The sequence below is a fragment of the Pseudoalteromonas sp. P1-13-1a genome (assembly GCF_001401875.1).
GTDB lineage: Bacteria > Pseudomonadota > Gammaproteobacteria > Enterobacterales > Alteromonadaceae > Pseudoalteromonas.
Map to the genome: position 1 here is coordinate 12,179 of NZ_LKDV01000028.1, position 19,314 is coordinate 31,492.

The 19,314-nt window shown below is 40.2% G+C and carries 16 protein-coding genes and 1 pseudogene; 13 read left to right on the plus strand and 4 right to left on the minus strand.

Annotated elements, in window-relative coordinates; translation table 11 throughout:
* The first annotated feature begins 1 nt into the window (after position 1).
* From AN391_RS15470 to ccoG, 6 genes are all read left to right on the plus strand, one after another.
* Positions 2-283 carry a YeaC family protein gene (locus tag AN391_RS15470; protein WP_004587239.1) on the plus strand — a complete coding sequence of 94 codons (282 nt, stop codon included), beginning with the start codon at positions 2-4 and terminating at the stop codon, positions 281-283.
* Positions 273-2,954: a DUF349 domain-containing protein gene (locus AN391_RS15475; protein ID WP_055016235.1), complete on the plus strand. Its 2,682-nt coding sequence runs from the start codon at positions 273-275 to the stop codon at positions 2,952-2,954. The genes AN391_RS15470 and AN391_RS15475 overlap by 11 nt, the downstream gene beginning before the upstream one ends.
* Before the next feature lie 92 nt (positions 2,955-3,046).
* Complete coding sequence (locus AN391_RS15480; RefSeq protein ID WP_055016236.1) at positions 3,047-3,604, plus strand: DUF1439 domain-containing protein; 558 nt, start codon at positions 3,047-3,049, stop codon at positions 3,602-3,604.
* 113 nt (positions 3,605-3,717) lie between these two features.
* Positions 3,718-5,037, plus strand: coding sequence for an AarF/ABC1/UbiB kinase family protein (locus tag AN391_RS15485; RefSeq protein WP_055016237.1), 1,320 nt, complete (start codon positions 3,718-3,720; stop codon positions 5,035-5,037).
* Between the two features lie 57 nt (positions 5,038-5,094).
* The gene (locus AN391_RS15490; RefSeq protein WP_055016238.1) at positions 5,095-6,513 is read left to right on the plus strand and encodes a sigma-54-dependent Fis family transcriptional regulator; all 1,419 of its coding nucleotides are present in this window, start codon (positions 5,095-5,097) and stop codon (positions 6,511-6,513) included.
* Positions 6,514-6,657: 144 nt separating this feature from the next.
* Positions 6,658-8,040: a cytochrome c oxidase accessory protein CcoG gene (gene ccoG / locus AN391_RS15495; RefSeq protein ID WP_055016239.1), complete on the plus strand. Its 1,383-nt coding sequence runs from the start codon at positions 6,658-6,660 to the stop codon at positions 8,038-8,040.
* An 18-nt stretch (positions 8,041-8,058) separates the two neighbouring features.
* On the opposite strand, the gene AN391_RS15500 is transcribed toward ccoG, so the two are convergent.
* From AN391_RS15500 to AN391_RS15510, 3 genes are all read right to left on the minus strand, one after another.
* On the minus strand, positions 8,059-8,469 hold the full coding sequence (locus AN391_RS15500; protein ID WP_055016240.1) for a hypothetical protein: 411 nt from the start codon (positions 8,467-8,469) through the stop codon (positions 8,059-8,061).
* Positions 8,470-8,499: 30 nt separating this feature from the next.
* A complete protein-coding gene (locus tag AN391_RS15505; protein WP_055016241.1) occupies positions 8,500-9,414 on the minus strand; it encodes a M14 family metallocarboxypeptidase in 915 nt (304 codons plus the stop codon).
* A 64-nt stretch (positions 9,415-9,478) separates the two neighbouring features.
* Complete coding sequence (locus tag AN391_RS15510; RefSeq protein WP_055016242.1) at positions 9,479-10,063, minus strand: hypothetical protein; 585 nt, start codon at positions 10,061-10,063, stop codon at positions 9,479-9,481.
* 288 nt (positions 10,064-10,351) lie between these two features.
* On the opposite strand from AN391_RS15510, the gene AN391_RS20780 reads away from it, so the two are divergent.
* The 6 genes and pseudogenes from AN391_RS20780 to AN391_RS15530 all read left to right on the plus strand — a co-directional run bounded on the left by AN391_RS20780 (position 10,352) and on the right by AN391_RS15530 (position 17,320).
* Positions 10,352-10,930 (plus strand): hypothetical protein, encoded by a 579-nt coding sequence (locus AN391_RS20780; RefSeq protein WP_235576492.1) that lies wholly within the window; start codon positions 10,352-10,354, stop codon positions 10,928-10,930.
* A gap of 15 nt (positions 10,931-10,945) precedes the next feature.
* Positions 10,946-12,184: pseudogene (locus tag AN391_RS20925) on the plus strand (UvrD-helicase domain-containing protein); the annotation flags it as partial.
* 288 nt (positions 12,185-12,472) lie between these two features.
* Positions 12,473-12,862, plus strand: coding sequence for a 3'-5' exonuclease (locus tag AN391_RS20930; RefSeq protein WP_327077830.1), 390 nt, complete (start codon positions 12,473-12,475; stop codon positions 12,860-12,862).
* Between the two features lie 104 nt (positions 12,863-12,966).
* A complete protein-coding gene (locus AN391_RS20435) occupies positions 12,967-15,222 on the plus strand; it encodes a bifunctional diguanylate cyclase/phosphodiesterase (protein ID WP_082429337.1) in 2,256 nt (751 codons plus the stop codon).
* Positions 15,223-15,399: 177 nt separating this feature from the next.
* Positions 15,400-16,923, plus strand: a complete 1,524-nt coding sequence (locus tag AN391_RS15525; RefSeq protein WP_235576494.1) for a cyanophycinase — start codon at positions 15,400-15,402, stop codon at positions 16,921-16,923.
* Positions 16,924-17,071: 148 nt separating this feature from the next.
* Positions 17,072-17,320, plus strand: coding sequence for a hypothetical protein (locus AN391_RS15530; protein ID WP_055016244.1), 249 nt, complete (start codon positions 17,072-17,074; stop codon positions 17,318-17,320).
* Positions 17,321-17,377: 57 nt separating this feature from the next.
* On the opposite strand, the gene AN391_RS15535 is transcribed toward AN391_RS15530, so the two are convergent.
* Positions 17,378-17,701: a DUF2845 domain-containing protein gene (locus tag AN391_RS15535; RefSeq protein ID WP_055016245.1), complete on the minus strand. Its 324-nt coding sequence runs from the start codon at positions 17,699-17,701 to the stop codon at positions 17,378-17,380.
* Between the two features lie 339 nt (positions 17,702-18,040).
* Between AN391_RS15535 and AN391_RS15540 the strand changes: the two genes are divergently transcribed.
* Positions 18,041-19,306, plus strand: coding sequence for a site-specific integrase (locus AN391_RS15540; RefSeq protein ID WP_055016246.1), 1,266 nt, complete (start codon positions 18,041-18,043; stop codon positions 19,304-19,306).
* Positions 19,307-19,314: the final 8 nt, after the last annotated feature.

Here is a 19,314-nt window from a genome sequence, read left to right on the forward strand (position 1 = left end):
CATGAATATTGACAACCTTGTACAAAATATCACCCCCGAATTATTTGAGCGTTTACAGTATGGTGCTTCAACGGGTAAATGGCCCGATGGTACGCCGCTTTCTGATGAGCAAAAGCAACAAACGGTGCAACTTGTTATGCTTTACCAAGCTAAAATAGCGCAATCGAACGAGCAATTTACTATTGGCGCTAATGGCGAAATGATCCAAAAGACAAAAGCACAATTACAAAAAGAATTTAAATCTGAAAACGAAATAGCTAGGTTTAGTGAACATGATCTTTAAACACCTTTTTACACCTAAGTGGAAACACCCAAAGCAACAGGTTCGTCTAGACGCTATTGAAAAACTTGATGTAGAGCGCGACGCATCAATTTTAAGTTCATTAGCACTGGAAGATAATTCAGCCGAAATACGCCGTAAAGCACTGCAAAAAGTAAATAACTTAGCACTGTGGTGGAAAGCTTATAAACAAGATCAGGTGCTAAAAGATGTAGCTGAAATTCAAATTTCAAATGCTGTGTTAAATAACGAAAGCGCACTGAGCACACAAATAAAAAGTGAGTATATAGACCGTTTTGCGCCAGTTAAAACGCTTGAAAAACTTGCCTTTGCTGAGAAAGAGCTGCAAGTACGCGTTAAACTTTTAAAGCGTTTAGCAAATCCTAAATTAATTGAAAAAGCATTCAAAGAAGGTAGCGAAGAGCTTCAAAGTCAACTTGTAGAGCTAGTTATAACGCATCAACTTGTTAAGTCATTAGTAAAACATGCTAAGGGTGATGCAAAGCAGCAGCTAGAGCAACATAGTGAAAACGAGCGTTTAGCGATTGAAATGCCTGCTCAGGTAGAAAGCGCAACGCGCGTTATTTTAGCAAAGCTAAACGCCCTGCGAGATAAAAACGATTACGCCATAGTAAACCCACAAGCCGGTGAATTAATGGCGCAGTGGCAAGCGCTTGAGCTTAAATGGTTAAGCGAAGATCACGTTAAAGAGTTAGATAAAAAATACATCAGCATTACTGATAAACTCGATGCACATATTGCAACATTAAAAGCACAGCACGAACAACAGCAGCAGCGTTTAGCAGAGCAACAGCGCCAACTGCTTGCACTGGCAACGTTAGAGGCGCTAAGTGAAGAAATTGAAAATGCATTACAGTTAGGTTTAGAAACCCCTGAGCAAATTCAGCAAGATTGGCTAGAGGCAAAAGTAGCACAGGCTAAGCAGACGTTAACCGATGCGCAGCACGGCGATAATCCCCAAACTAAGCAGGTTATTATTAAGCTTGAAAAACTATTCAACCAAGTAGCTAAATTACCCGAGCTTAGTAGCTCAATTGCGCAATTTAAAATTGCGTTTGATGAGCTAAAAGGCATAGAGACTGCGCAGCAGCTAGCCGATTACGACGATGTTTTAACTCGTTTTAATAACGCATTTAAAGAAACTCGTAGCCACCTAAATGTGCTAGATGGGGCATTGCAGCAAAACTTTAAATCGCAATTAAATGCGCACAAAAAGCAGTTTTTAGCGCAAATGAGTGAGCTGACAAAACCGCTTGAAAAAAATCAAAGCACCGCCAAACGAAAAGCCCGCGATGTAAAGCGCCTTATTGAACAAGGTCGCTTTAATGTTGCATTTGGTGTATTTAAAGGCTTTGAAGAGTTGTTTGATAAATTAACACCGCAATTTCAGCAGCCACTTGTAAACTTAAAAGCCGATTTAGAAGCGCAACTTGCAGAAGCAAAAGATTGGCAAAAATACGCGGCAGCACCAAAACGTGAAGCCTTACTTGAAGAAGTGGCAGCGTTAGTCGACCAACCGTGTGACGACCCACAGCAGCGTGCTGAGCAAGTTAAAGCGTTTCGTAAGCGTTGGAACGAGCTTGGCCGTTTAGATACAGAGCAAGAAAAGCAACAAGGTGAGCAGTTTGATAGCAACATAGAGCTGTTATTTGCACCGTGTCGTAGTTACTTTGCCGAGCAAGAAGTGGCGCGTGAAGCGGCAAAAGCTCAGCGTCAAGCCCTGATAAACAACATGCAAACACTAAGCGAGCAAGACACCACTGTCGAAAGCTTTGACTGGAAGCAATTTGAAAGCCAATACAACCGTTTAAATAAAGCGTGGCGCAGCGTAGGTAAAGTTGACCCTAAAACATACCGCGTATTAAATGAAAGCTTTAAAGCACAGCAACAAACTGTATTTGCTATATTAAATGCGTATCATAAAGATAACGCTACACAAAAAAGTGCCTTAGTGGAGCGTGCCTCAGTGCTTTCGCAAAGTGAAAATTTAGCAGCTGCATGCCAAGAGCTAAAGCAATTACAACAGCAGTGGCAAAGTATAGGTTTTGCAGGTTTAAAAGCTGAAAATGCGCTATGGCAAAAGTTTCGTCAATATAACGATGAAACTTTTAGCAAACGTAGCAGTGAGTTTGAGCAGCAAAAGCTGGCTCAAAACGAAACAGATAAACAAGCAGCAATAGAACTGGCCGAGCTAGAAAATGCCCTTGAGCAAGTAAATCAAAAAGCCCAATTGCATGACCTTGAAACCAAAGTAAAAGGCTACGCACAATATAAATCGCTGGTGCCAAAAGTTGCAGCATTATTAAGTGCGATTGAAGAAAAGCTCGCTTTACTTACAAGCCAAGCACAACGCGCTAATTTTGAAGCACTTATTGATGCACTTGAAAATAACGATGTATTACCAAGTCAGTTTCAAGCGCCACTTGCAACGTCGCTAAGTAGTGAGCAACTTATTACAAGAATGGAAATTCTTGCTAATGTAAGCTCGCAAAATGCAGCGCTTAGAATGGCAGAGCAAGTCGCCATGCTTGATGACAAACACCGTGGTGAGCATGCTGATTTAAACTATTATTTAAAGCAGTTATTAGCGCTCAGTAAGGGTTCAGTTGAGCCTGACACACTTGCTAAAATTAAAACGATTTTCGCAGCATAATATGTAATTTGCCTGTATTAAATACGGGGATTGCATGATAAAAGCCGCTGTTAAAGCGGCTTTTTTATAATTAAACGAGGATATAGGTGAGCATGAGAATTTTATTACTGTTTTTAACCACATTACTTTTAAGTGCGTGTAATTCTACACAAGGCGTGTCTGTTTATTCATTTACCAGCTCAGAGGTAGAAAGTGTACTAGGTAATCAGCTGCCTAAGTTAAGCGAAAAGGTGAGCTTAATGGGCTTGCCCGTGCAGTTTGATGTAAACGATTTAAGTGTAGATATAGGCCCTGATAACCGTGATGTTGTGGTGCTAGGCGCTGATTCAAGTGCTGAGGTAAATGCTTTTGCCCTAAAATACCCAGTACGCTTAAAGCTGCAAATAGAAGGAAGCCCGTTTTACGACAGTGAAAAAAAAGCCGTGTTTTTACGCAATATTAAACTACTAGATTCAAGCGTGGATGCAGGGGGTTTTAAAGGTAATTTAGCGGCACTTGATAATGAGGCCATGGACGTTATGAACGCCTTTTTAGCGGTTAACCCTGTTTATACATTAAATATGGATGACCCTAAAATGATGTTATTAAGTAAATTGCCCCTAGATATGAAAGTAGTAAAAGGGGCCATTAAATTAGTTCCGCGTCTTTAATGAACAGCACACCGATTACGGTAGCTTTACCCCTAAACGGTGCTTAATTAGATCGAGCACAGTAAAACGTACGTACTAATTAGCCTGTTACCCAGGCTAATTAGGTTTTTATAATGGCAGCTTCTCGCAGCATACCCACCTCAAGACTCTCTCGATTTGCAAAGCTTGGCTCTTTAGCCGGTGGTGTAGCAACCAACATGCTTATAGATGGCACCAAAAGTGCGCTCTCTGGTAATGGTTGGGATAATAAATCTTTACTATTACAACCTAAAAACATAGCAAAGCTAGCTGAACAGCTTTCACACCTGCGTGGTGCGGCCATGAAGCTAGGACAATTACTATCTATGGATGCGGGCGAGCTATTAAGCCCAGAGCTCGCCCAACTACTCGCATTGCTTCGTGCTGATGCAAACCCAATGCCGCATAAGCAGTTAATTAAGGTACTTAAAAATGAATGGGGTGATGATTGGCTTGGACGTTATTCACATATTGAACTTAGCCCCTTTGCAGCGGCTTCTATTGGTCAAGTGCACTTAGCTTATCAAGAAAATGGCGAAAAGCTGGCGGTAAAAATTCAATACCCTTGTATAGCGCAAAGTGTGCACAGCGATGTAGATAATGTTATTGCACTTTTAAACATTACTCGTTTAATCCCTAAAGAGCTTGATATACAGCCACTAATAAATGAGGCTAAAGCGCAGCTACTTGCCGAGGCTGATTATGAACGCGAAGCACATTACCTTAAAAAAGTGGGCAAATTGCTAAGCCAGCATGTTGAGTTTAAAGTGCCTAAGGTATATGCCGCTCATAACACTAAACGCATTTTGGCAATGGAGTATGTACAAGCCACGCCTATAGAAGCGCTTAGCAATTTACCCCAAGATGAGCAAAATAACATTGCAGCGAACCTCATAGATTTATTTTTTAAAGAAATGTTTGAGTTTAAGCTAATTCAAACGGATCCTAACTTTGCTAATTTTCATTATCAGACTCAGAGTAAGCAAATTGTGTTATTTGATTTTGGGGCAACCCGAGAGATTTCGAGTGAGTTGAGCAAGGCTTACCTGTCACTATTTATTGCAGGCACCGAAAACAATAGGGCGGGCGTGTTAGCCGCCGCAACTCAGATAGGTTACTTTAAAGATGATATTGTAGATAGTTATAAAAATCATGTTATTGACTTATTTTTAATGGCGTGTGAGCCGCTAAGAACCACTGGCGAGTTTGATTTTAAAAACAGCCCTTTAGCAACGAATATTAAAAATGCGGGGCTTGAGTTGAGTGCACAGTCGCAGCAATGGCATACACCGCCGGTTGATGCGTTGTTTATTCACCGTAAGTTAGCTGGGCTTTATTTAATTGCGGCAAAGTTAAACGCAAAAATAGATATTAATACTTTATTTAAGCCTTATATTACAGGCCGCTTTATTTAACTGTTTAGCGCGTCACTTTGTGGCATAATAATCGTGATATTTCGCGAGGATGATGCAATGATAAAACAGTTTTTAAATGACCCCAAACTTTTACTTAATGCGGTAGGAGAGGGTATTTACGGCTTTGATTTATCGGGCAATGCGGTGTTTGTAAACCCAGCAGCTGAACGCATGACCGGCTGGAAAGCCGATGAGTTATTAGGTAAAAAAATACATCAATATCACCATCACAGTCACGCCGATGGCTCTCCTTATCCAGCCGATGAATGCCAAATATATTGCACCATGTTTGATGGCAAACGCCGCGAGGTTAAAAACGAAGTATTTTGGCGAAAAGACGGCACCTCGTTTGCAGTAGAATACACATCTACCCCAGTTTACAGGCAGGGTGAGTTAATAGGTGCGGTCGCGGTATTTCGCGATATATCAGCGCAGAAAAAAACACAAAATGATCTAAAGCAAGCACTTGAGCAAGTTAAGCACTTAAGTGAGCAGCTACAAGATGAAAACAACTACTTAATTGAAGAGCTTAACCAAGACTGGCAAGGCTCAGGTTTAGTGGGCCAAAGCCATGTTTTTCAAGCTATGCTGGCGCAGATCAAACTTGTTAGTGAAACCGACAGCACCGTACTTATACTCGGTGAAAACGGCACGGGAAAAGAGCTGGTGGCGCGTAACTTACACCGGTTAAGTAAGCGCAGTAATCAAACATTTATAAAAGTGAACTGCGCAGCGTTTACTCCCAGTTTGTTAGAGTCTGAATTATTTGGCCACGAGCGCGGTGCGTTTACCGGTGCAAACGAGCGACGTAAAGGCCGCTTTGAACTGGCCGACAAGGGCACGTTGTTTTTAGATGAAGTGGCTGAGTTGCCATTAGAGGCGCAAAGTAAATTGCTACGCGTATTACAAGAACAAGAGTTTGAGCGCGTAGGCGGTAGCACTACATTAAGGGTAAATATTAGAGTATTGGCAGCAACAAATCGTGACTTGTGGCAAATGGTGCAAAAAGGCAGTTTTAGAATTGATTTATATTATCGGCTTAATGTGTTTCCTATTAAAGTACCGGCACTAAGAGAGCGCAAAGAAGATATTCCTTATTTGTGTACTAATTTAATTACTCAGCTTAATAAGCGTTTAGGTAAGCAGTTAAAAGGTCTCAGTAAAAAAGCGATTAGCCAATTGCAATCCTATGACTGGCCAGGAAATATTCGTGAGCTCCAAAACGTACTCGAACGCGAAGCTATTTTATCAAAGCACGACATACTTAAGCTAAGCCAGCCCTTACAAGCGGGTACAAGCAATGTGGTTAATGCCTCTTTAACACTTGCTGAAGCACAAAAGCAGCATATTATTGCCGTGCTTGAACTATCTAATTGGCAAATATCCGGTGATAAAGGCGCAGCAAGTAAGTTAGGGCTACCAGAGAGCACGCTTCGTTCTAAAATGCGTAAACTAGGTATTGCTAAAAATTCGTGATATTTAACGAGTTTCGTTAAATATCACGAATATAATTTATAAGTACAAAAAAATATTCTTTTATATCAAGTGTTTACATTAAGTTTTAGCTTGGTCTGAAAGTTGCAAAAGTATACTTAATACCGTCACTATTAAGTAAGTACTATGAAGTTTGATATTAAAGAAGAAGACATGCTCATTAAGCCCTACAAAACAGAGGGCCCGATTTACATTCGCGAACAAAAAGGCTTTTTTCAGCGCATAAGGCGTAACTTAGGTTGGCTACTTATGCTCACATTTATAGCCATACCTTGGATACAATATAAAGGAGAGCAAGCGGTGCTATTAGATGTAGCAACGCAAAAATTTACAATTTTTAGCTTAACCTTACTGCCACAAGACTTTATGATTTTAGCGCTGCTATTTATGGTAGGCGCCTTTGCATTGTTTTTTGTCACGAATTGGCTTGGCCGCGTGTGGTGTGGATATACCTGCCCCCAAACAATCTGGATGTTAATGTTTAGTTGGGTAGAGCAACGTATAGAAGGTACGCGTAATCAGCGTATAAAGTTAGATAAATCGCCATGGAGTGCTTTAAAGTGGCGTAAAAAAATAACAAAACATGCTGCGTGGCTTGTTATATCACTGCTTACGGCCACCTCGTTTATGGCGTACTTTATTCCCGCTAAAAGCTTATACCTTGAAATGTTTACCTTGCAGTGGTCGGGTATAACGAGCTTTTGGGTGTTTTTATTTGCATTTTGTACTTATGGAAATGCTGGCTTTTTACGCGAAAAAATGTGTAACGTGGCATGCCCGTATTCTCGCTTTCAATCGGTGATGTTTGATAAAGATACATTGGTAGTAAGCTACGATGCAAAGCGCGGCGAAAACCGCGGCCCCCGTAAACGTAAAGCAGACCCTAAAGCACTTGATTTAGGCGACTGTGTAGACTGTAATTTATGTGTAGAGGTATGTCCTGCGGGCATAGATATTCGTAACGGCTTGCAGTATGAGTGTATAAATTGTGGGTTATGTATTGATGCCTGTGATGACACTATGGATAAATTTGGTTATCAAAAAGGGTTAATTAAATACGCCAGCGAAAAACAGCTCGAAGGTAAAAAAACCAATCCATTTAGGCTTAAATTAGTGGGGTATGGCGTATTAACAGGGGTGTTAATTATTTCTATGGTTGCATGGGGGTTGCAACGTACGCCAATAGAGGCATCGGTACTGCGCGACAGAAACGCCTTGTACCGTGTAAATTATGAAGGTTTAGTAGAAAACCCATATACACTCACTATTATCAATAAAACTCAGCAGCCAATGCATTACGCCATAGCCATAGAAGGGTTACCAAAGGCTATGCTTAGTGCGCCAAGCTCTATTTTGGTATTACCAGGACTCATGAAGAAAATCCCGGTTACAGTCACCGCCGATGGTTACGACATTGAAAAAAAAGTAACGCCAGTGAGCTTTATTATTTCAGCTAATGAAAATCCAGACATAGCCATTACTAAAACAAGTCAGTTTTATAAAAACTAGCAATGGCTTGGGCTAAAGTTAGCTCACGCCATTACTTAATTGCGATGAAATAAAACGTTTTGCAGCATCTAGGTTATCAAATAAACATTGGTTAAAATCTACATCGCGTTTAGCGTTTTGCATTATTCGCTGCAATTGGCTTATAGCAATAGGGGAGGTGAGAACAAATGCACTTATTAAGCAGTTAGTCTGTTGCATATGTGTACTTATGGCAACCATTTCTTCCTCTGCATCGGGTGTAGCCGCAAGCACACACGATGAGTCGCTTATGTAACCCCATTGTTTACCTTCAAATTCAGCGACTGTTTCAAAAAGAGCGGCTTTAAAGCTAGCTAACACCTCAAGGTCTAAATTTCCGCTAAACTGGGCAATCACGATATTGCCCTCAACGGATAGAGTAACCTCTGCATGTTTATTTTTGTATTTCATGGCAGGCTCCTAATTTAAATTAGTGCAAAATTAAAGTGACTTTAAATAATCTAACGCACCGGTAATAACAGCTACTTGCGCTTGAGTACACTGCTCATCTGAGGCGCTTGGGCTATCAGGGTATACTTCGGTTGTTGTTACATACGGGGCGTCAGTAAAGCCCATGCATAAGCCCAATTCGCGAGCTGCGTAGTTTATAACGCCAAATTGTTCCTGCGGTACACCAATTAATTGATTATTTTCGTCGCTAGGGGCGATGTGGGTTACCTTCTCAACACTATTTAAAATGGCCTTTTGAAACTCGGGGGCTGGTTTTTTGCTATCTGCCACTAAATAAAAGCCATCTGGTATGTTCCAGTTAGTGTTAAGTTTACCATCGCGGGCAGCTAAGGCCGGCCTAAACTCACTGTTGTCTGTGTCTGTGGTTTCGTGTAAGTCAATGTGCGCAACTAACTCAGTGTTAAGCGAGGTTACATATTTCATAATAGCAGCTGATTCTTGGGCTGGGCTGTTATCGTAAAAAGAGCGGTTAGGGTCAATGGCCTCAGGGTTCCAACGGTTTATGGTTTCAAAGCCCCAGGGGCTAATACACGGCGCAATAACAAAGTTAAAATTATTTATATATTTTTGAACGTCAGTATGAGCAAATGCCAGCGCCCCCATAACGCCACTTGTTTCGTAGCCGTGCACCCCGCCAGTAATTAAGATGGTTGGGCGATCACTTTGCCAATTTTTACTTTTATATGCATAAAGAGGAAACTTAAGTGGTGAATAGTCTAACTCGCCGTACTGCTCAACATGTAAAAACGCGTTAGGTTGCTTGATTTTACTCACAACGAGCTGGTTGTAATCACGCTTTTTTTGTTGAAGTTGTAACCATGCTGCTTTATCACTGCTATTCCAAGGTGTATTGGGGGTACCGATTGGGTATAAAGAGTCGCTCATTGTGTGCCTTTAATTTATCGCTTTACAAAGGCATTAGCTTATCGTTGCTAGAAAAAGCCTGCAACTAGAAATGCTCGGTTACGTCAGACGTATTTTCATATAAGGTGGCGTTTTCGCGTTTATGTTTTTCGAATAAATACTCACGCAGTGCTTCTTTACCACTTTTAATACTGACAATTTTAGCGGCATAGCCTAAGTTAGTTTTACGGACTAAATCTACAAGTAGAGTGACTTTTTTCTTATTGGGTAGTTTAAATGTAATATGTTGCGCGTGGGTAAGGCTGTAGCGATGGTCGCGGGGTTTTAGTAGCACGCCACTACTAGAGAGCGAAAGTACATAAAAGCGCTCACTTTGTAGGTTAAGATCAGAATAACGCCAGCTTCTATCTACACCTTCGGTATCAATAACCTCTGGCGCACTTAGTACGGGGTTTAAGTAACCATCATCGTTGAGCTTAAACTCAAGCGGAAACCACAATTGATAATGCCCAACTTCAGCTAACATAGTTAATTTAGCATGAGACAACAAACCTTTTAGTGTATCGGGTAAGGTGGTTCTTAAGCTAAGCTGTGAGTTATCGTTTGTATTGTCCTTGTTACTGCCTACAACAGACGAAATAAAACTTAACTCTTCCTTAGTTAAATCCATATTATTTCTCGTTTAATAAAAACTTCACATTAAACCAATAGTGCACTTTCTTCAATATTCAAACGTGAAATTTAAGCAAATTTAAACACCTGCTTAGGAGTAAATAAGGTGTGTTTATTTTTTAGGGGTTATTTACCATCGTATAAACATTAAATGTTCGCAGCATACAGGCACTTTATAATAAACGTTTATACTTGCTTGGCTAACCCCTCACTTTTAAAGCGCAACGCGCTTTGGTATTTAAACTATGGTAAAATTTATTTTTAATTTCAGTCTATTCAAGGTTTTATGGCGCAGTTTATTGCCACCCCAAGCGGGCTAGGGCGTTTTTTTACACGTATTAGCACCGTTACTATTAAGCAAAATTCACTCGTTATACATTTTAAAAATAATACTTCACGCGCGTATTTAATAAGCGACTTTACTAATTTTACCCACTTTAAAAAAGGCCTCTTCAGCGGGGAAATAACCCTCAACCATGGTACAAAAACGGTAATTAGCTTTTTAAATAAACAGCAGGCTCAAACACTTAGTGAGCAGTTAAACAGCGTGTTTTCCAATTACTTAGAAGAAAAAGTGAATACAGCAAAAACGCTTGTAAAACGCTATGCAACAAACGAGTACCTGCGCGACTCAAATGTGCCTGTACTAAAATCGGCGGTGTTTTCACTGGTACAGCAGTATGGGGCTTCACCTTCACTCTGGCAGCAGTATTTATCGATCACTGATATTAAGTTTTTAACTATTTTAAGTAGCTCACCAACAGCAGCGCATGCCACAGAGCAACTGCGCAAAACCTATGAGCAAAAAACACTAGCGGCAAGAGCCGATTTTTATAATGTGATTGAATCTAACCCACTTACCTAGGAGCAGCGCCTTGGCGTTATACGCAATAACGATAAAAATTTAGTGCTAGCGGCTGCAGGGACTGGCAAAACATCGGTAATAGTTGCAAAGGCTCTGGATTTAATAGTCCAAGAGGGTGTAAAGCCCGAGCACATATTAATACTTGCTTATAATAAAAATGCGGCAAACGAGTTAACTGAGCGCTTTAATTTAAGGGTGCAGCAAGCAAACTTAAATGTTACGCCGCCTACTATTTTAACGTTTCATGCGCTGGGGCTGAAGTTACTTAAAAGCGATAATAAAACGCTTAACTTATCGCCTTTTGCAAAGGATGCGTTGGCGCTTAATAAATGGTTTACCCAGTGGCTTAGCAACACCCTAAAAACAGACTCACGTTTTTGTAAAACCTTTGTTGAGACCCTGTACGAACCTAATGATAGCCTCAATACCGCAACTAAAACCGCTATAAAAGCACAAATCTATCACACACTATCGGGGTTAAAGGTAAGCAGTTATCAGCACTTATTAATTGCCAATTGGCTTTATATGTATGGAATTGAACACACTTACCAAAATGATGACACCGCCGATTTTTACTTGCCACAGCACAACATTTATTTGGTACATTTTGCGATAGATAGACAAGGTAATTCAGCTCAGAACATTACTAAATCGCACAATAGTGGGCATGTTAAATCAGTACGGGCGCACCATAAAAAACACGGCCAAATGTTGGTGCAAACATTTCACTATAACTGGCAAGAAAGCCAGCTTGAGCAGCGTTTAAAAACGCAACTACAAAAACATAACGTGAACATTAAACCCTTAGATAACCATGCAGTGTACGAGCGGTTATCTGCAACCGAGCTGTTAAAGCAAAATATAAATAAATACTTAAACTGCCTAAGCGCAATACGGGGAGAGCATTTATCCAGCTCGCAAATAGCAGTGCGAATTGCTAAAAGTGGCATTATAAATCATAAGCGTTATACAACATTGTTAGTGGCTATGCAGCGTGCATATGCTGAAAAACTAAAAGAGCAAGGCGCTATAGACTTTGACGACATGATTACAAGCGCAGAATTGGCGGTTAAATCGGGTAAGGTAAGTGTACCTTGGCGTCATATTTTAGTGGATGAATTTCAAGATATTTCATGCGCACGTATGGCGCTTTTAAATACGCTAATAAAAAGTGGTCCACAACCTTGCCTTACTGCGGTGGGGGATGATTGGCAGGCCATCTATCGATTTTCAGGTGGTAATTTGGCACTGACCACACGGTTTAATGATTTAATAGGCAGTCATTCACTCACGTTATTGCAAAAAACGTTTAGATATAACAACAGTATTAGTGAAGTGGCAGGGCGCTTTGTAATGCAAAACCCTGAACAATATAAAAAGCACATCACTACACATACGCAAGTAAGCACCCCTCAAGTTGTGTTACTTGACGATTTACACCAAGGTAAAAAGTCAGTAGCGCTAAAAGTGCAGCAAATCATAGCCACAATTAATAAAAATAATAGTACGGCCAGTATTGCCGTATTGAGCCGATATCGATTTATGCTTAATGAGGTAGAGCAACATTTAGTAGGTAACAATTTTGCTAATCCACTGCATTTTTGGACACTGCACGGCGCAAAAGGACTTGAGGCTGATTACTGTATTATTATAGGTTTCGAGCAGGGTAAGTTAGGCTTTCCTAGCAATAACCCTGGCAATTTACTCGTTGAGGCATTATTACCCACGCAAGATACTTTTAAGCATTCTGAGGAGCGACGTTTATTGTACGTAGGGATCACACGTGCTAAGCATAAAAGCTATTTAATTGCGCCGCCATCTGGGTATTCTGAATTTATTAGTGAGCTAATAAACGATAATTACCCAATTGATATAGCCTCTAACTTGTTTGCAAAACAGACTAACAGCAGAATAAGTAAGGATAATGGTTAAATGTAAGGGGATTAGTCGCGTAAAGCATATTTTATAACGCAATTGTTTGATATTAAATTTTTTTAAATGTTTAATAAATTATCGTGATTCTACCTTTATGAACTATGCGCTTTTTTAATTCGTACTTTTTGCTTTCAGATCAACATACTCATGACAACGAAGTGGCACATTGGCGAATTAGTGCTCTGCGCATTATTTCAAGCCTCGTATTACTGTTGTGCTTTTTTGTCGCTTGTCATACGTTTAGCTCCGCATTAGCACTTAACCTTAGCTATATACTTGTACTTACCTTTGGCTTTTTAACGATTGCTGGTGGCTTACTTTTAGCAAGTAAGCGGTTTTATAAACAAAGTGCACACGCTTTATTGATTGCTATTGTTATAGCAAGCCTGTGTATGAACCTGTTTCTAACAGATTTAGAGTTAGCTAAAGTCGGCTCTATGTATATGTATTCTTGCCCAATTATTGCGCTTATGCTGCTTGGCTACAGAACAGCAATAGCCTATTCAATACTAAACATTGTGCCGTTTTATATGATTGTGAATAACGTTGATTTATCAAATGTCACAGGTATAGCCCAACAATTACCCAGCGCAGACTTATACATAACGGGATTAATTTTTTTATTTTTTAATATTTGCATCCCTTTAGCAGTAGCGCGCACCATAGTTGCTGCAAAGCGCTTAAATAAATCGATGAACGTAGCGAATACATTACTAAGAGATAAAAACGAGTTATATAAAACTTTTTTTACCGAGTCAGATAAAGCCAAAGTCATTGTAGATGAGCAGTTTAATATTACCGATACCAATAAATGTGCCGACGCCTTATTTGGCTTAAGCACAATGGCACGTAAAAAGGACATAAAAATAACTGCTTTATTGCCCTCATTGGCACTTTATTTAAATGATATAAGCCAAGTTGTTGAATTTAAAGAGCGCTTTTTAAGGGCTAGTTACTCTGTGGCAATCAATAAAAACTATCGCATATATGAATTTTACGATTGCACTGAAGAGCATGTGATAAAGCAAAATTTACTCACGGCTGAGCAAGAAAACAAACGTTTAAAGTACTCAAACCCCCATACCAAGTTACCTAACGAGCACTGGTTTGAGTTGCAATGCGAGCGACTAATTAGCAAGTACAGCCACGGTTTTTATATTGTGGTGACCCAAACCGCAAACAGTGAATACTTAAAATTAAAACTTTCTCAGCAAAGTGCTCAAGCGCTATTAATTAGTGCATACAAGCGCCTAAAAGCCATACCTGAGGGGCCATTTTTATGTGCTCATGTGGCTACTGGTAAACTCGCTTTTATAATAGGCGTGCAAGGCGAAGGTGAGGTTAAAAATAAGGTGCTACCAGCCATAAAGTACACCTTGGACAAAACATATGCATTGCAAAGTGGGCGAAGCCAGCAAGACTTTTTGTTTGGTTATGCGCGCTACCCAGATCAAGACCATTCAAGTGCCGAGGTACTAGCAAATGCAGAAAGTGCCCTTAAACACGCAAATAAGTGCGAACCGATAAGTGGTTACGACGAAAAACGCTCGCAGGCCTTTTTAGAAAAACACGAAATTTCTATGCTATTAGATGAAGCGCTAACGCAAAACGATTTGAGTGTACATTACCAGCCCAAAGTGACTGCCAGTGGTAAATGCATAGGTCTAGAGGCGCTTGCCCGTTGGGATAGCAAAATTCTTGGTACTGTATCGCCAGGAGTATTTATCCCCATTGCTGAAGAGCACAGAATGGTTAGCCGCCTAACAGATTTAGTTATTCAAAAAGTATGCTCGCAACTTGCTGATTGGAGTCTGCAAGGCTTACCGACTGTGCCAGTATCTATTAATATTTCGTTGCTCGACTTTAGCCAAACTGATTTTATAGCCAAGCTCGTAAAGTACTTAGCTGACTTTAATGTAAAGCCACACCAAATAGAATTAGAGCTGACCGAAACCTCTTTAGAGGCAAATCATGCGCACTCGCTAACGCTAATTAAAACATTGCAGTCGTGGGGCTTTACTGTATCGGTCGATGATTTTGGTGTTGGGTACTCTAACATTGCACGTCTTGCCGATTACCCTATCAATAAATTGAAACTCGACCGCTCTTTAATTAGCCAAGTTACCAGCTCTACTAGACAAAAAAGTTTAGTAAAAGCGGTGCATGTTATGTGTAAAGAGCTTGATATTGCGTGTGTGGCCGAAGGCGTAGAAACACAAAAACAGGTTGATGTAATGGCGCACATGGGTTGCACAGAGTTTCAGGGCTTTTATTTTGCAAAGCCAATGCCTGCAAAAGAGTTTGTAGCTCACGTTACTAAACATGGTTTAGTGTTTGCGCGCAAGGCCATACTTTAATTACCTAAATTGACTTCGTGATTAACAGTCAGTGTGTATGCAACATCACTTTAAAGTGTAACAATCACAGAGCACTCATATTTACTATTTAGCCTGCTATTACATGCTGTTAAACTTAACGCCTATTTAGGTTTCTTTGAGAGCGTTATGCGTACCTGTGCTTTTTTAATTAAGCGAATGAGCTTTATATTCATTTTTTTTACTTTATTTTCATTCAAAGGGGCTGCCCAGCAGCAAGATCAAACCCTAATTTTGGCCGGTAGCGCAGTTAATAGTTGCAGTGAAAAAACGGCGCTCGCTTGCAACGCGCAAAATAAAGCTGTGTTTCGGGTATCGAAGGCAAACATTAAACAAATAAGGCTAAATTGGCCTTCGAGTCATACCACTAAAAAAGCAGACGTATTAACGACCTTAGACGCCCTTATAAGCAAAGATGAAAAGTTACTCTCTAAAAGTGAGCTGCTTTGGCAATGGCGAGATATCAATAACGAGCAACTCAATAGCCTAACAAAGCAAGAGTTTAATTTTGTGTTTGATATGCTCGAACAACCCCATTCAAACTCTCGGCCTAAAGCTGAACCACAAAGCAACAGTATATTGCAATTTATAGCGGGTAGCTTAAAAGTGGCAAACCCAACACCCACCTTATTAATTATTAGTGCAGCACAGCGAGACCCATACGCACAAATAGAGGCGCTTAAAACGCTTTTACCAAAAGGTGTAACCAGCCAATGGTTGCCGCTTACACCTGCACTTGCTAAAGCAATTACTAACAATACCTGTAGTGATTTACCGGCGCTGCGTCATTCACAAATGAACCTGTATAATCGCAGCAATGTTTATCCTGAGCTTACAAAGGCTGAGTATACACTGTGTAATAATGGGGTTGAGGCGTTAGTTAATTTAATAAATACCAGCACCGGTGTTTTATTTAGCGACGGCACGGCTAAAAATGCTTTAAAAGCACTGTATGATGAAAATAATACTGCCTACCCTTGGACGAACGCGCTTAAAACTCGCCCTGTTATTGTAGGGCTAGGTGCAGGAAGCAAAATACAAAGTGAAAAAGTCTATCTTTCGCAGCATCAAAGCGAAACGGTATTAAAAGCAAAAAGTGCCCCGCAGCCTACTGTAATTAAGGGGTTAAACACGTTTACCTATGGGCCACTGAGCACTCGCTTTAGTGAGCAAAACCAAACGCTAAACCTAGTCAATACATTAAATAACGTTAAGCAAAACGCTGTTATTAAGCATGGTTTTGGCATTGATGAAAATACAGCCTTAGTCGTTATAAAATCCCAAAAAGGAGATTTAATGACGGTAATAGGGCAAAGTGGCGTGGCGCATTTAAGTACGCAGCAAAAAGTAAACAACTATAACTACTCGTACTGGCCTGCTCGCAGTGTAATAGATATTACTAATGCGGGGTTTAAGCTTAGCGAGCGCACCATTAGCCAAGCATTAGCACCTGTTAAAATACCGCCTTTACCGGTGCAGCGTTTTGCCAATATTTTAACCGATTCAAAACTACGCTCGCTCACACAAGCCATGTGCTTAAGTCAAGAGCAAAGTGCGGTAGGGCAACAAGATGACCTTTTAATAAATTTAACGGCCACAAAAAACACCCACTATTACCGCGTTAATACCCAGCCGTATGGCTGCGCGCTAAGTAATTTATTATTAAATGTAGAGCGCTTTTAACCATAAGCGCTACACACATAAGCTTTATATAAAGGTTTAAGTTTAATGTAATGAGCTTTAAAATAGCGCCCACGTAATTTATTACCTATTCGCTTAGTTATATTCTACGAATAGGTATTAACCAAGCAGATTTTATAAAGAGCAATTTATGAATAACGAGCACGACATAATCGACAACCTAGCAGAACTAGAGAACTTTTTAGTTATGGTAGAAAACGGCGGCTTAGGTTTAAAAGGGGTGGCTGGTGTAGGTATGGCCACAAGTAACAAAGACGGCAGCCATTTTGTTGCGGTATTTGACGATAAGCAACAGTTATTACTGGCGCGAGGCGTTACAGCTGAAGTGTTCGAAAACGGCAAAGACATGGTGCGTAACGGCGTAGGGCGTACACACTAAAAAAAGTTAAAAGCGCCGTATGGCGCTTTTAACTGTTTATAACGAACTCTAAAATATTTAAAGCCTGCCAACTTGTTTTGAGCTAATACTGGTCACAATATTATTTTCAAATCGGATCAATACTATGTACATCACTCCAATCGAGCCTTTTAGCTTATAAGTAAACTCTTCTGTTTTAACTAAATTGTCACCTTTGCCAATATCAACAGCTTCATTAAGCACATCTTTATAAAGTGGTGCACCCACCAGAGCTACAATGTCGGATTTAGTTTTACCCACACTTAATAGATTTCCGTTTTTTAGTCGAAAACTAGCCTGGGCAAACGCAAAGCTTGAAATAAAAAGAGATAAAAGCAGAGCTAACATATTATGCTTTTTCATAAGTCATCCTTAAACACACAGTATTTAATGCGAGGTATAAAAGGTAATACAGAAAAATGACAGTGAAAAAGAGAAAAGAGGGGATTAAATGGTCGGTATGGCAGGATTTGAACCTGCGACCCCTGACACCCCATAAAAATTAACTGTGTTTATACGTGTACAATCATGACCAAATGTGACCTATCGTGAAGTATCCAAATAAAACCTAAGTTATTGCTGTTGCTAATAATTGAGCTGTAAATTATACATAGTGAAGTAACGTGATAAATCGTGAGTTAGAACTAGTTGGTGCGATAACTGTGCGATAAATTTTTTAACTATGTGTTGGATGTGCGAAAAATGGCCTCAATCAGAGTAAAATTAACGGAGTCAGTACTTAATAATATTCCTTTAGAAATTACTAAAATAAACGACACTGAAATCTCAGGTTTCTATCTAAATGTTGGTAAGCCGAATAAAGATGGCGAGCGTTCCCAAGTATTCTATCTGTACTATCGTTTAGGTGGCCGAGGTTCCAAAGAAAGAAGATTAGTCTTGGGTAAATCTTCTGTTTTAACAGTGAGTGAAGCAAGAAAGCTTGCTAAGCAATACATTGGCGATGTTTCGCGTGGAATAGATGTATTCCTTGAACAAAAGGAAAGAACCAAAGCGCAAAAACAAGAAGCCGAAGCGCCAACGGTACAAGAATTGGCCACAGAGTTCCTAGAACGCTATATCAAGGTTAATCGCAAAGACCCCCTAGAAGTTGAGCGTATGTTAAAAAAAGACGTGCTAAAAGCGATAGGGGGCGTTAAATTAAAAGACATTACCCGCCGAGACATTTTAAGCAAAGTATTAGACCCAATCACTGACCGGGGAGCTGGTACTCAAGCCAACAAAACCCTTTCAATTCTCAAACAGATGTTCGACTTCGCTGTAGAGCGTGACCTAATGCAGGGCAATCCGATAAGCACCGCAAAGAAAAAGAACGTTGGCGGTATTGAAAAGCCGCGGACACGCGCTCTTGAGTTTGAAGAATTGATACAGGTATTTGAGCGCTTGCCTAAGCTCGGTGTAAGTACTCAAGTAATTTATGCTCTTAAATTCATAGCACTTACTGGTTGTAGGCCGATAGAAGTGACTGGAGCGCAGTGGAATGAATTCGACTTTGAAAAAATGATTTGGACCATTCCTGATGAGAGAGTAAAACAAAACAAAGGCGGGGATCGAATCCACAAAGTGCCAATTACTCAAAATATGATCATTATGCTCGATGAACTAAGAGCTTCATTCAGTTATTTAGGCTCAAAGTATGTTTTCCCAAGTACCACTTGCATCAATAGTTCACCAGGCGAACAACCCATTGATAGGCATTCACTTTCAAGAGCAGTAAATCGGAAACAAAAAGAGTTGGGTGTTCCAAAGTTTGTACCACATGACTTACGGAGAACTATGGCTACACGCTTAGGTGACGATGATATCGGCGCTGATCCTATTGTGGTTGAGAAGATACTCAACCACCAATTACAAGGAATGCAAAAGGTTTATAATTTGCAGGAGTATATGGAAAAAAGAGTGCAAGCTTTATGTGCCTGGTCGGATAAGCTTGTTTTATGTAGGTTATAATATTTTAG